A 15,314-nucleotide genomic window follows, 5' to 3' on the forward strand; every position below is an offset into this window, starting at 1 on the left:
TGCTGTATTTTTATACTTAACTTTATAAATAAAAATTCTATTTAGTTTTACCCAAATAGAATTTAAACTTAATTATTTTTTACTGATCTTTTTATTTCACAAATCTTCTTTAAAATATCTATTCTTTTTATATAGTTGTTGCAATGCTCTATCTTGTTCTTTCTTTTTATTTCAGTTATAAGATTTTTTAAAATAATCTATTAATTTTACTTTTCAAAACAAGAATCAAATTAGTACCACTAATAATAAAACACCTGTTGCACTTGATAGTGCAATAATTGTAATCTTAGCTACAGAAGACATTGGAACATTAAAGTTATAAATATAAATAGTTCTAGTGAAGTTACTATTGTTAATTCCATAATCAAATAATGGAGCATCTTGCAGTGACAATTGAATTGTAGCTTTTGTATAACCATTATCAACATTAGTTTCTAATGAAATATTGTAGTTATATCCTTGTGTGTCTATTAAATTCACAATATCAGATTCTGTAATTTTAGAAGAGAATCCATCTGTTAATGAACTAGAAAATGGAGAGTTAGATTTTATATCAATTCTATATTCATTGTTAGAAGCTTCTAATCTAGAATTAGTTTTTCTATCAACAATATAAAAGTATTTATTTGCAGTAGTAATGTTTCATTGAACTTTATAAGGATATGTTATTCCTGAATTTGCTAAAAATTCTGATGAGAAAACTAATTTGCCATCACTTGTTGTATACTGTGTTCCATCATAATCTACTACAGTCTTTGAACCATCTTTAATAGAAATTTGTAAATCTAAATAACCATCACTATCACATGAATTTTCATTTAAACAAACAATATTTAGATTGCTTATAGAAGTTAATGTAAAATTTATATTTTTTAATAAAATAACATCAGATTCATTTACTAGCCCATTTAAATAAGCTTTATATTGTCCTCAAATTTCACTTGGTAAATAAGTTCCATTAAAGTCTGTTACATTCGGCATAGAAGTCCAACCACTATTGCTAGAAATTGATTTAAAACTAGAGTATGTAACTTCTGTTGCAATTTGTGTAATTTTTGTTTGAATATCTGTGGGTAAATCAGAAAAATTAGTAATTTGTGAAGTTTTATTGTAACTTACTGATAATTTTAATGTTCCTTTAATATCATCTGCTTCAGATATAGTAATAGATCAATCATTTTCATTTTTAGAAATACTTGATCCTACATTTAAAAAATTGTTTATAACTTGTGTTTTTGTTAATTGACTTGGATAAATTGTTTTTGTGAAAGTTGAAACATTAGAAGAAGATTTTATAGAAGAAAGATAATCTTTAACAGATAAAAAATTTGAATAAGTTTTAGATTGTCTTTGCTTTCCACTTGATGCAAACCCAGCAGGCATATCTGTTGTTGGTATGTTAATTGTGACTGTTATTGAATCTAAATTTTGTGAATATGTTACTTGCACCATTGATTCTTCTATTGTTATTGTAGTTCCATCAACTTTTTTAATAGTATAAGAAATAAAGTTTTCAATAATATCTCTAGCAGTTATTTGATTTCCATATTTAGAACTTTTTAATTGAGTTATTTGTGCTATTTTATCTCTATTTTGATCATTAACTGTAGAAGTGCTGTCTAGTCAACTAAAAACAAAATTAGATGAGAAATCATATAATCCATTAATGTAAAAAGTAACACTAAATGATTCATTGAATGAAAGTGAAAAATTCGAAACATAAGAGAATGTTACTCTAAAAGATAAAGTACCATTATCATTATTAACTTGAGAAGCTGAAAAAGATGTAGAAGTAGCATTTAATGAACTTAAATCAAAATAAGAAGAAACTGTAGATCATGTAAAGCTTGAGGGTAAATAATTTTTACCAAAGGCATTTCAAATTGTTTTATTGTTTACAGTTCTATAATTTCATTTTCTTAAAACCATTCCACCACTTGAAACTTGATAATTCCCTGATTGATTAACAAGGAAGTTTATACTGTTTTTATTATTTTGCTGAAGACCAAGAAATTGAGTACTACCATATGATAATATTGGTAATAAAAAATATTGCTTATCACTAGTATCTGTAGATTGCCTAATTGGTGAGAAAGTTAAAGCATTTTGTGACACATCCACATATCCTAAATAAATATTTCCGCTAGTTGATTTATTGTTAGCAATAAAAATCCTATTATCACTCCCTTTAGTAACAGAAGCAATTGTATATCCTTCTAATGAAAGTGTTTTATTTGTAGTTAAATTACCACTGTTGTCTACAGAAAAAACATTTAAATAACTAGAAGTTCCTGCTCCACTAATAAAAATTAATTGTTTTAAATTATTAATAACTACAGGAAAGGCAATATTTTTAAAATTGTTTAAATCTAATGTTGATGATGAACTTACATAATCATTTAAAGATTTTTCACCACTAAAAGAAAAAGCATTGCTACTAATAGACACTTTGGACAAGTATTGCTTATATTTGTAATTTGTATTATTTGTATTTGAGTAACTACTTGCATCTATATAATATGCAAATAATTGATTTTCATTAGATATAAAACTTATTAATTTTTTATTTGCCAAAGTTGTAGCCGCAGATGTTGTAGTTGTGCTAACAGGAGTTAAAGTATTGTTACTAAAAGTAAAATATTGAAGATCTGTTACACCATTATTTTTTCAAACTATTAATGAACTTGATGTTGCTCTAGAAATATTAGTGTAATCTGATGATGGTAAAGACTGAAAAGCCTTAGTTACATCAACTGTATAATTGTCTGAAGTAACAAAAAACCCTGTGTCTAAAGAAATTAAAGTAACAAACTGATGATTACTTGTATCCCCTAATAGTACAGCTAATGTTTTTGCAGTTTCATCAAATAATGCCCATTCTTTAATAGTTATGTTATTTGCATCTGTTGCTGTTCAATTTTTACTTTCATAGAATTTTTTAACAATATCATTTGAAGCAAACTCTTGAGCTCAAATTATTTTTCCTGAATATGAAGTAAAAAAGAAAGTTTTTTTATCTGTTGAAGTACCTAATATACCCATATTTGTTTGAACAAAATTTGAGTTATTTGTTTGTCCAAATAGATTGTAGTTTTCAAATCTTTGGGGCATCGAACTAGGAAAAGAAGCATAGTTTGTGTGCTCATATGTTCCTGTAATTGCTCTAGTAGAATTTGAAGAATCTAAATCATTTGAAGACAAACTTATCTGAGAGTTTTGAGTGTTAGAAAAATTTGCAGTTGCAATAACTGAAGCTCCTGCAGCTAATAAAGATGAAGTAAAAAATATTTTGGAATAAAGATTTTTCTTTTTATTAAAATGTGACATTTAAATGACCAAATTTAAATAATTAATATTAAAAAGTAATCTATTTAATATTAAAGGAAAATAATTATCTTTTCTATACTCAAACAAAATTAAGGTGAGTTAAAAATAAAAAACAAAAACCAATTAGTTTTTGTTTTCAATTATACTTAATTACCTAATTTAATAAGATTTTGATGAATTTCATTAAATAATGATTTAATAACTAACTCTTTATTATAATTTCATTCATGATCCAAAATTCTGAATATTTTATACCCTCTTGCTTCTAAAAAATATTGAGATTCTACATCTTCATATTTTTTAATTTTAGTAGGAATATTTTTTCAGTGATTTAATTCAATTCCTAAAATCACTTTATTATAATCTGGCTTAGTTATCACAAGATGAATCTTTTTATTACCAACATCATATTGAGTAGCTATCTTTAAATTCATTTTATAAATATCATTTTTAATATACTCATAAACTTCCTTTTCAAAATCTGAGTTAAATAATAATTTAGAATATTCAGTTGCTTTATCTACCAATTTATTTTTATTTAATTGTTCTAAAAAGAATAAGAACTTTTTGAATACCATTAAGTTTTCATTATTACTATCTGCAATATCACTAGCTTTTAAACTCTTAACTACAATCATTTTAAATTTAGCTCTAGTAATAGCCACATTTAATCTGTTTTTACCACCATCTTGAATGATGGCTCCAAACTGAGATCTTATTTTATCTATGTCATTTTTTCTACCGTATCCAATTGATAGAATAACTAGATCAGCTTCATTACCTTGAACATTTTCAATATTTACAACTTCTATTTCATCATTTAAAAACTTTGAAGATATCTCTTTTGATATATTTTTGTTATCTGATAAAAGTGATTGGATATAAGTTTTTTGGTTCACATTAAAAGTTATTACTAATACTTTTTTATAATCATCTTTATATTTTTCTAGTGTTTGTAAAACTATTTCTGCTTCTTTTTTGTTAACTCTATCTTCAAATAATCCATTTGCTTCAATTAACTCAACAGCAGGGAAATAATTAAATCCATTTGCAGTTGCATAATTCAATTTACCATCATAAATAAATTCACTTGAGAATTTAATTAACTCTTGAGATTTTGAACGATAGTGGTTTTTTAACATCACAACAACTCAAGCAGTTAACTTTGCTCTATCAAGCAATGACTCTTGAGTATCTAAATCATCAATTTCATATTCATCTTCTTCATCATCCATTCTTGAAACAAAGAAGTTTGATGGTCTTAATTGTTTATCATCTCCCGCAACTATATTTGTTTCACATCTATGTAATAATGGATATGCTCTTTCTAAAAACATCTGACTTGCTTCATCAAAAATTCCATAATTGAAGAAATTCTTTTTGAAAGGAACAAATGTTGCAACTTGTTCTGGTCTTGATACTCAAATTGGAAAAACCAATTTTAAAACATTTACATAATCTAATATGTATTGATAAATTGATGGTCTTCTTTTTAGACCAGCAACATTAAAAGCTCTTTTAACCATTTCTTTATCTCTAGAAGATAATGTATAAAGCTTTTTCAAAATATTGTTTCTTTCAATATTCATGATTAGATTAGTAACACCAGATCAGTCAATTTCCATGTTTTTATTAATGAAGTGAGTAAGTAAATTTTCTGATAAAAATTCTGGGAATTTGCTTACAAAATCAGTATAGATAACAAGTGCTTGATTAATGCTTTCTCATCTACCAATATTTATTTTGTAATATTCAATCATTTTTAATGTATTTAAATCTAATTGATCATAACCATTCTTAATAAACTTTATATATGACTCATTAAAAATGTTATTATTGAAATAGTACAAAACATGTAATGTGTTAAATAAGAAGTAGTTATTAATAATGTATTCAAAATCTGTATATTCATCTAAATGCAAGTTATTCAACTTCATTAGATTATCTAGTATTAAATTATCATTTTCAGATAGTTTAGTTTTGTAAAATAATTTTGAAAAAGGTTTTTTATTAACTATATTTAAATTTTTAACAAACTCATCCAAAATATATTTTTTATGTGAATACTTAGAACTAGATAGTATGTTTAAAAAACTTTTTAATTTATTTTTGTTTTGATCTATATTTGTAAATAAATCATTATTTACTAAACCAGCTAAAGCATTTTTAATCTTTTTGAATTCAATCACATCTTCAAAAAATTTAGATGGCTTTGATTTCAAAATAAATTTGTAGTTTGGATTGCTATTTAAAAACAAAGTTAAATTATTCAAAGATTGTCTACAAGTGTTAATTGTATATTTATCATAAATATCAATATTGTGTTTAACTATATATTCATCTAATTCTTTTGCTTCAAAAACAAAATAGTCGTATTTATCTTGCTCAACAATTTGATTTTTTATTACAAAATCTTTATATAAATTAAGTTTTGCAAAGTAGTTATTTGTTGGTAAATTATTTTTTAATATTGAACTTTCTACACTTTCAATAACATGATCTTTTTTTATTTCATTAAGATACTCAAATCCACCAACCTCTTTAACTAATAAAGTGAATTTTTTAAAATCAAAGTTTTGATAAGAATAGTTTTCAAATTCATCAAACTTACTAATTAACTGTTTGAATTTTTCAAGTTGTGATAATTTACTATTTATGTCTTCAACAAAAATACTGTTACTTAAATTTTGGTGATAGTTAGTTAATCAACTATTACCTAAAAATTGGTTTATTTTGTTAATAGAATCATAAAATTTTTCTTTGTCATTCAAGTCATGAATTGAAAGCATAAAAATACTTAAATCTTTAAGTCTGTCTTTTAAAACATCCAAAGCAGCCACTTTTTCTGAAACCATTAAAATACTTTTGTCTTCATTTAAAATATTGGCAATAATATTTGATATTACTTCAGATTTTCCTGTTCCTGGAGGACCATAAATAATAGTGTCATTAATCAAAGAAGATCTAACTGCATACCTTTGATAAATATCTAATTTATCAATTTGTATAATGGGTTTATTACTAACTTCTTCAATAGCTATTTGATCAAGTGAGATTTTAGGGTTTTCTGTAAATAACTCATTAGCTTCTCCTGAAGCTAATAAATTTGAAAGTTCTTCTTTCAACTTTCCACCACTTGGGTCAAAAATTCCCAAACACACTGTGGGTTCAATAACTAATTCTTTATATTTTTGAGAAATTGTATCTTTCTTTTCGTTTGGAAAATCATTCTCATTATTCTTTACAATTTTTATTTCATTATTAACAATTGTTTCTAATTCTTTTTTTAAACTTTCCAAAGTATTAATATCTTTATAATCTGAAATATTCTTTTCTTGTTTTTTACTATCTCTTTGTAAAAAGACAATAAGTTTTTCATTTAATTCAAAAGCATCATTAATTTTATTAATGTATATAACTTCATTCTTCTCTGTAATCTCCACAGGATAGATTAGTAATGGTGCATTGATTGTGGATTTATCATTTGGTGTTAAACCTTTTAAAAAATATTTAGTTAGATATAAGTTTCAGCTACCTTTGTCTTTTTTAATTTCTTTAGCTTTTCTATTCAAACTCAAAAATTTGTTTTTAATATTTTTTAAGTAACTTAGACATAGTTCTATAGTTGCAAGTTTATGTTCTTTGAAATTTTTTTCCAATAAAGTCAATTTAGTATTTGATAAATTAATATTGTATTTGTTAACAACATTTATAAAATTTTGATAATCATTAGACTCTAGTAATTCATAACTTATTTTCTTTGCATTAATATTTAAATTTAGAGCAAGAGAATCTAGAGTGTTCTCAAAGAAACTATTAATATCCTTTTTACTAGCAAAATTTAAAATGGGTAAATGTGTTGAATCAACCTTACATAAAATTGCTTTTTCTCTTAAACTAACATTAATTAAATTAGAAATTTTATTTTTTAAACTATTCATTATTGCTCTCTGTAACCATAAACAATGATTAAATTTTATTATGTTAATTTACAGTTTAATTAGTTTTTGTTTTCCAATAATTTAAAAAATAGAATAATTTCTAATTACAAAATCAATAACAAATATTCTATTAATCAATATGATTTTCAACAATTTCATAAAACCAAATCATCAGCAACAAAAAACACCCAATAAATTGGGTGCCGATTAATTAGTCTATTTCAGCTAATTCTCTTATAATTGTTGGACACTTCATGATTCTAGAAACATCTTTTTCTAACTGAGACACATCTGTTTTTAATTCAACAATATCTGCTTTAACTTCAACCATATCAGTTTTCAGTTGAGCAACATCTGCTTTAACTTCAACCATATCAGTTTTCAGTTGAGCAACATCACTGCTTATTGTTTTAAGCTGTTTAAGAATTTCTTCCAAAATGTCTGGAGATGGATTGTTTTCTCTAATCATGATATTCCCTTCAATTGATTTTGCTTTAAATTTCACTGTCTTAACTCTTTCATTGGTTTCTTGATCAATATAAGAATCAATCACTTTCTCACTATAATCTTTAAGATTTACAGTTTCAGAATCTCTAATTCTACTGATGAAAACACTTGTTTTCATATTTCCACTGAAAGAGTCATAATATAAATTCATTTTTTAAAAATAGATATTCTATTAAATAATATGTTAATACACATTAATTAATCAATATGATTTTCAACAATTTCATAAAACCAAATCATCAGCAACAAAAAACACCCAATAAATTGGGTGCCGATTAATTAGTCTATTTCAGCTAATTCTCTTACAATTGTTGGACACTTCATGATTCTAGAAACATCTTTCTTTAACTGAGACACATCTGTTTTTAATTCAACAATATCTGCCTTAACTTCAACCATATCAGTTTTCAGTTGAGCAACATCTGTTTTTAATTCAACAATGTCTGCTTTAACTTGAACCATGTCAGTTTTAAGTTGAGAAACATCACTACTTATAGTTTTAAGTTGTTTAAGAATTTCTTCCAAAATGTCTGGAGATGGATTATTTTCTCTAATCATGATATTCCCTTCAATTGATTTTGCTTTAAATTTCACTGTCTTAACTCTTTCATTGGTTTCTTGATCAATATAAGAATCGATCACTTTCTCACTATAATCTTTAAGATTTACAGTTTCAGAATCTCTAATTCTACTGATGAAAACACTTGTTTTCATATTTCCACTGAAAGAGTCATAAAATAAATTTTTATTTGTTTTTTCAGCATTAGTTTTAATGCTTTTTTTCAAATCATTTTTCATATAAATACCTTTCTGTTTAACAACCAAATTTAAGAGACTTCTTAAGACACATAATTGGGTTTGTAAAGAAATTAGTAAATATATAAACTAATTATAAATTACAAATCATATAATGTGTGCTTGTAGATTGAAAAAAAATCATGATTTTCCAATTGGTGATCCTAAAGGTTATTAAACTTTAATAATTTAGATTTTGTATTGACACAAATCTTTTAAATTTAATTTAGTTAAAACATCAAAGACTCAATGATGGATATTATAAAAGAACAATATGTTTCAAAACCATCAATAAAGATAAGCACCATAGTAAACAATTAAGAAAAATTGCTTTATTGCTCTATCCTATATCAATACACTATATTAATGTTAATTTTTAAGGCCAATGTCATAAAAAATGCAATAATTTTTATAAAAAATTAAATATTAATAGGAAAAATAACAATTTTTATAAATTTATAGATACTTTTTAAATCAATAGAAAAAAGACCTTGTGTTTACTGATTGTTATTAATTTAAAACTTACAAATTCCACCACTGAATGGCAACAGATTCCACATAAAAAATCCCTATATTGTTTTGCAATAAAGGGATTATTCATTTTTAACAAATCTTATTTTTTCTTTTTTAAATCTTCTTCATTAAATTTAAAAAATCTGTTTTTCTTATATAGGTTATTAATAACTTTATTGTGTTTTTGTTGAGTGTTTCATCCAATAGATTTCTTTTTATAATTTATTAATTTGAATTTCCATAGTAAATATCAAGTTAATACACCCAATAAGATTGCAATTAATGTACCCCCAGAAGAGTAAATTAGAATTTTTGCAGTCTTCGACATTGGAACATTAAAGTTATAAATATTGATAGTTCTTACAAAATTACTATTATTTGAATCATATTCAAATAATGGTTTGTCAATTAAAGACAATTTAATAGTTGCAATAACAGATCCATTATCTATATTTGTTTCTAATGTAATTTCATAATTATATCCTTCAGTTTGAATTAAACTTTCAATGTCAGCAACTGAAACTGATGATGAAAAGTTATTAGCAAAATTACTAGAACTTAAAAAAGGTGAATTCTTTTTGATATCAAAATCATATTCATTATCAGTAGGATTAATTCTTGAGTCATTATTATTTTTATCTACCAAATAAAAATATTTATTTGAAGTAGTAATATTTCATTTCAGGTTATAAGGATATGTAATTTGGCTTGCAGTTAAAAAGCTTGGGTCAAATAGTAGTTTTCCATTTGATGTTTTGTATTGAGTACCATTATAGTCAACAACAGTTTCAGCATTTTCTTTAATAGATATTTCTAAATCTAAATATCCATCACCATCACATGAATTGATGTTTAAACATGTTATTACAAGATTCTTTTTATCAGTTAATAAAGAGAAGTTTAAATTCTGTAATAAGATAACTTCATTTTCAGATACTTGTCCATTTAAGTAGGCACTATACTGATTTCATATTTCACTTGGTAAATATGATCCTGAATAATTTGGAATATTAGGAGTTGTATTTCAACTACTAGACTGATTAATAGATTTGAATCCACTATATGTAATTGAACTTATTATATTGGAGTATTTATTCTTAACATTTTCTGGTAATTGATCAAAACTTGGAATACTTGAAGTACCTTTATATGCAACACTTAAAGTTGCTGTACCTAAGATATCATCATATTTTGTTATTGTTACAGTCCAATTAGATAAATCTTTTTGAATACTAGCCCCAAGAGTCAAGAAATTATCTATTATTTCAGTTTCTTTCAATTGGCTAGGATAAATGGTTTTTGTAAATGTTGATATATAACTATTATTTTTAACTGAAATTTTATAATTTTTAAGAGACATAAAACCAGTATAAGTTTTATTTAAAGTTCTTTTACCACTATTTGCAAAACCATTTGGCATACCATGAGTTGGTAAAGTAATAGTCACATTTAAAGTATCTAAATTATCAGATGAACTAGTCGATAAAGTTATCATTGATTCAGTTATTGTTAAATCTGTATTATCTGTTTTTTTAATAGTGTAAGAAATGAAATTATCAAGAATATCTTTTGTTGTTATTTCGGTTGCATATTTAGATTTTTTCAAATTTTTAATAGCTTCAACTTTAGATTGGTTACTATTATCTACATTACTACTAGCAACATCATCTAACCAATTAAAAATGAAATTTGTTTGTAGTGCATATAAATCTTTAATATAAAAATAAACTGCAAAAGTTTCATTGAAAGAACTTAAAAAAGAAGAAGCATAAGTAAACCTTATTCAAAAATGTAGTCTTCCATTATTGTCATCTTTATTTACAACATTAAAAGTCAATCTATTACGATCAATATTACTAGCATTTATATAAGATGAAACATTGTTTAATGCAATACTACTTGCTAAATAACTGTTGCCAAATGCATTTCAAATTGATTTACCATTAACATTTTGATACTTTCAATTTTTAGATAGCATTCTAGTTTTTGTATTTTGATAATTACCACTAGAATTTATTCAATATTCAATAGTGTTTGGTTGATTATTTTGAAGTATTAAATATTCAGTATTTGTATATGAAAGCACTGGAACAAAAAAATAGTTTTTTGTTGATGTGTCTGTTGATTGCAAAATTTGTGTAAATGACAAAGACGTTTGAGAAATATCTACATATCCTAAATAAGCATTTTCACTTGTTTCATTTTTACTAATAAATATTTTTCTTCTATCATTACCAATAACAACTGATGCCAATTTATCTCCAGCAAAAGATATTCTTTTTAAATTAGAGTTAGAAAAACTATTTAAATTAGTTAATACATTTAATGAATTATTTCCTTCTGATCCATCTATGAAAATTAGTGAATCATTGTTGCCATTACCATTTCAAAAGAAAATATTTTTAAAAGTTGTTGTATCTAAACTTGCACTATTTATAATGTAGTCATTTAATTGAACCTCACCACCACTTGTGAAGTTACCAGAAGAATTATTTATTAAATTTATATATTGTTTATGTTTATATTGGTTATTACTATTTTGATAGTTGGTGTTTTCTACTGAAATTGCAAAAATCTTGTTAGTTGAGGCAACAAAACTTAAAATTTTTCTATTGTTAAAAGTTGAAGAAAGACTAGAAAAATCAGTATTTTGAGTTGTTAAAGTAGAATTATTTATACTGAATAATTTAGCATCAGTAGTGCTGTTGTTTTTTCAAACTAAAATAGAATTATTGCCAAGTCTAGAAATATTGGTATAACCTGTTGATGATAAATCCTGAAAAACATTGCTAACATCTAATTCATAATTACTTGATATATCTTTGGATAAGAACATACCATTGTCTAAATTAAGTAAAGTAATAAATTGATGGGTATTATCACTCAATAAAATAGCTAGAGTTTTATTAGATGAATTTAAGTAAACTCACTCTTTTATAACTAGATTATTCAAGTCTGAATCAGACCAACTTTTGCTTGTATAAAATGTTTTAACTATTTCATTTGTATTAAATTGATTTGCTCAAATAATTTTTCCTGAATAAGAAGTTAAAAAGAAAGTTTTTTTATCTTTAGAAATACCAAGAATTCCTGAATTTGTTTGTACAAACTGAGAATTATTAGTTCTAGCAAATAAGTCATATTCAGTAAAATTATTTGGCATTGTGCCAGGCAAAGAAAAATAATTTGTATGAGATGCAATAGTTGATCTTGTATTTTGATTGCTAGATGCATTGAACTCATCAGAATCTTTTTCTATCTTTTCTGATTTGTTATTAACATTGTTATAAAAACTCGCTATTGCCACTGAAGAAATTCCAGCAGCAAATAACGAGCTACAAAAAACATATTTTTTTATTTTATTTTTCATAAAAGACATTATTAAAACCAAAAAAGAATTTGAACAAAAATCTCTAATTTAATGTTATGTAAAAATAAATATTTTTCAATTTGAACAAATACAAATAAAGTAGTTATTAATGCTTATTAAATTGGTTACTTTTTTAAAAGAATTCTTGCTATTAAATACTCTTCGAATTTTATTGGTTTATTGAATTGAACTTTATAAAGTTTCATAGGAGTTTTAACCACATCAATTATTTCTCCATTCATTTCTCAAATATTTGAAATCCTTACAATGTCTCTATCAAAATTAGAATAAACAATTTCAAATTCATTATTTTTAGAAAAATAATTTCTAGATTTTATTATGAAAGTATAGTCATCTATTTTAGATTCAAAATTAAAAGCAAAAATCTGACTAATGTCTTTTTCTAATTCAAAATATAACATCTTTTCATAGCCTGGTAACCCATGAAACCAAGCAGTATCTGCTAACCTATTTTCAGCTTTTTCCAAATCTTGTTTTAATAAAGATTTATCGACTTCTTTTTGTTGTTTGTAAAGTTTAATAAATTGAGAATAACAATTTGCAACTGTAGCAACATAGTGAATTGATTTCATTCTTCCTTCAACTTTAAATGAAGCAATGTTTAGTTCCAATAATTTATCAAAATCAACTAGTAACTCCATATCTTTTGGAGACATAGTGAAATACTTGTCTTTTAATTCATCTTTAACATCTTCATTGATAATTTTATATTTTCATCTACAAGATTGAGCACAACCACCAACATTAGCATCTCTTAAAGAAAAGTTATTAGACATCATGCATCTACCAGAATAAGAAATACAAACAGCACCATGAATAAAGTATTCAATTTCTATTTCATTATTAATATTTTTTAATAATAATTTTAATTCTTCATAACTTACTTCTCTTCCTAAAACTATTCTAGTTGCATTGTTTCTTTTTCAAAATCTACAAGCTTTAGAATTAGTAATAGATTGTTGAGTAGAAATATGAACTTCAACATCTTTAGTCATTTTAGAAATTGATTGAACAATAAAAGGATCTGCTACTATTGCACCATCAATTTTTGTATCCATCATTTTTCTAAAATAATTTTCAAAGTTTTTAACATCAGCATTGTGACAAATAATATTTAGTGCCACATATACTTTTTTATTTAAACTATGGGCATAATCAACAATTGTTTTTATATCTTTAATATCAAAGTTTGAAGATCTAGCTCTTAATGAATAAGCTTTAGGGCCTATATAAATAGCATCAGCTCCATAGTGTAAAGCATATTTTGCTTTTTCCATAGAACCTGCTGGCAACAATAACTCATGAATACTTTTTTCTCTATTCATAATTATTCCTCATATTTTTTAGTATGTAGAACATCACTATGTTCACCAAAAAATCCAGGAGAAATATCTAATTCACTTTTTTTACTTACTTGTTCATATAAGATGTTTAATTGTTTTTCATTTAAATCATTCTTTAATGCAAATTTATAAGCTTCTAAAACAAAATCTAATGTCATATCATCATCATGAACAAATAATGAATCTATGATTAAGGCATCAATGTTCATATTTTTTAATTCATTAATTTGTTTTAAAGCACAAATATAATATCCACTTAACATATGAGTTCCTGTTGGATCTTCATAAATAATATTTGGATAAACTCTTTCATCTTCTTTGATTAATAAATAATCAATGCTATTAAATTTAGCTTTATTAGCATTAACATAATCTAAAAAACTTGAAATCATTTTTCATCTAGAATGCATGATAAAACCAAGTCCAAAACCTTTGATAGAAACATACATATTTTCTTTATTATCACAAATTCTTTTAACTTCACTTAATGTCAATTCAGTTGCTAAATTAACTTTATTAATATTATTAGATAAGTAGAAATTAAATTGACCATAACTTGTAACTAAAGTTTCAGGGTTATAGTGAACCTTTAAATTTAAATTTTTTTCATAAATTATTTCAGGAACTGCAAAATCAGAAAACATAATTAAATCAACATTTAATTGTTCTAATTTTTCTAAAGCATTTTCTAATTTTTCAATTTCAAATTCACTATATAAATTATTTAAGAAAACACAAAGTTTACTATATTTAAATGATTTCTTAACTCTTTCGATTTCTTCAAAATCAAAATAACCATTAAATCTACATGAGAAATTTTCAAGCCCAACAACAACATATTCAACTTCTCTTTTATCCAATCTATAAGCTAATTTTTCATTACAACAATGAACAAATAAATCTATCTTTTTTGACATACAACAATCCCATCCCCTATTTCATGATATGTAACAATTAAATCATTTAAACTATCTAAATAGTTTTTAAATTCTTCTAATTTTTTTATTAATTTTTCTGTTGATTTTAATGATTTTAAAGATAAATTTGATGAATTATATTTATCTTTAACACGCTTCAAATCAATATTATCAACAATAATAACACCTTTGTCTGTTAAATAATTTAAAGCTTTTTTAAATATTTCTGTTTGCTTACTTTTTGAAGCATCTATAAAAATTAATGGATACTTATTATTAATTACATTTCCATTAAGAAAATCTTCATATATAAAATTAATTTTTTTACTTAATGAATTTCTTTTAGCATATAAATAAAAACCAAATTGTTTTTCATATGTATCTATTGAAAAAATAGTACTATTTAAAGAAAAATAATTTGCACTATATCCAACACCTGATCCTATTTCTAACATTTTTGTTATTTTATTCTCATTAATAAAATCACAAATAAAGTTAGCAGTTTCAGCATCAATTGGATGTTGTGGTTTAAACTCTAAAGCTTTTAGATAATAATCTTTTAATGTTTCCATAATTTTTA

Annotated in this window: 8 protein-coding genes; all 8 read right to left on the reverse strand. The window is 24.2% G+C overall.

The features are described 5' to 3' along the window. Window positions 1-72: 72 nt before the first annotated feature. On the reverse strand, window positions 73-3,327 hold the full coding sequence (locus tag MYPE_RS04345) for a lipoprotein 17-related variable surface protein (protein ID WP_011077666.1): 3,255 nt from the start codon (window positions 3,325-3,327) through the stop codon (window positions 73-75). Window positions 3,328-3,473: 146 nt separating this feature from the next. Then, the gene (locus tag MYPE_RS04350; RefSeq protein WP_011077667.1) at window positions 3,474-7,268 is read right to left on the reverse strand and encodes an AAA domain-containing protein; all 3,795 of its coding nucleotides are present in this window, start codon (window positions 7,266-7,268) and stop codon (window positions 3,474-3,476) included. Between the two features lie 211 nt (window positions 7,269-7,479). Further along, a complete protein-coding gene (locus tag MYPE_RS05480) occupies window positions 7,480-7,893 on the reverse strand; it encodes a hypothetical protein (RefSeq protein ID WP_229502220.1) in 414 nt (137 codons plus the stop codon). A gap of 161 nt (window positions 7,894-8,054) precedes the next feature. Then, the gene (locus tag MYPE_RS05485) at window positions 8,055-8,573 is read right to left on the reverse strand and encodes a hypothetical protein (RefSeq protein WP_052270430.1); all 519 of its coding nucleotides are present in this window, start codon (window positions 8,571-8,573) and stop codon (window positions 8,055-8,057) included. Window positions 8,574-9,183: 610 nt separating this feature from the next. Beyond that, complete coding sequence (locus MYPE_RS04365) at window positions 9,184-12,453, reverse strand: hypothetical protein (RefSeq protein ID WP_229502221.1); 3,270 nt, start codon at window positions 12,451-12,453, stop codon at window positions 9,184-9,186. Between the two features lie 125 nt (window positions 12,454-12,578). Continuing rightward, window positions 12,579-13,799 carry a peptidase U32 family protein gene (locus MYPE_RS04370; protein WP_011077671.1) on the reverse strand — a complete coding sequence of 407 codons (1,221 nt, stop codon included), beginning with the start codon at window positions 13,797-13,799 and terminating at the stop codon, window positions 12,579-12,581. A 2-nt stretch (window positions 13,800-13,801) separates the two neighbouring features. Then, entirely contained in the window at window positions 13,802-14,734 is a 933-nt protein-coding gene (locus tag MYPE_RS04375) for a U32 family peptidase (RefSeq protein ID WP_011077672.1), read from the reverse strand. Beyond that, window positions 14,719-15,306, reverse strand: a complete 588-nt coding sequence (locus MYPE_RS04380) for an O-methyltransferase (protein WP_011077673.1) — start codon at window positions 15,304-15,306, stop codon at window positions 14,719-14,721. Before MYPE_RS04380 ends, MYPE_RS04375 begins: the two co-directional genes overlap by 16 nt. Window positions 15,307-15,314: the final 8 nt, after the last annotated feature.

The organism is Malacoplasma penetrans HF-2, assembly GCF_000011225.1.
Classification (GTDB): Bacteria; Bacillota_I; Bacilli_A; order Mycoplasmatales; family Mycoplasmoidaceae; genus Malacoplasma; species Malacoplasma penetrans.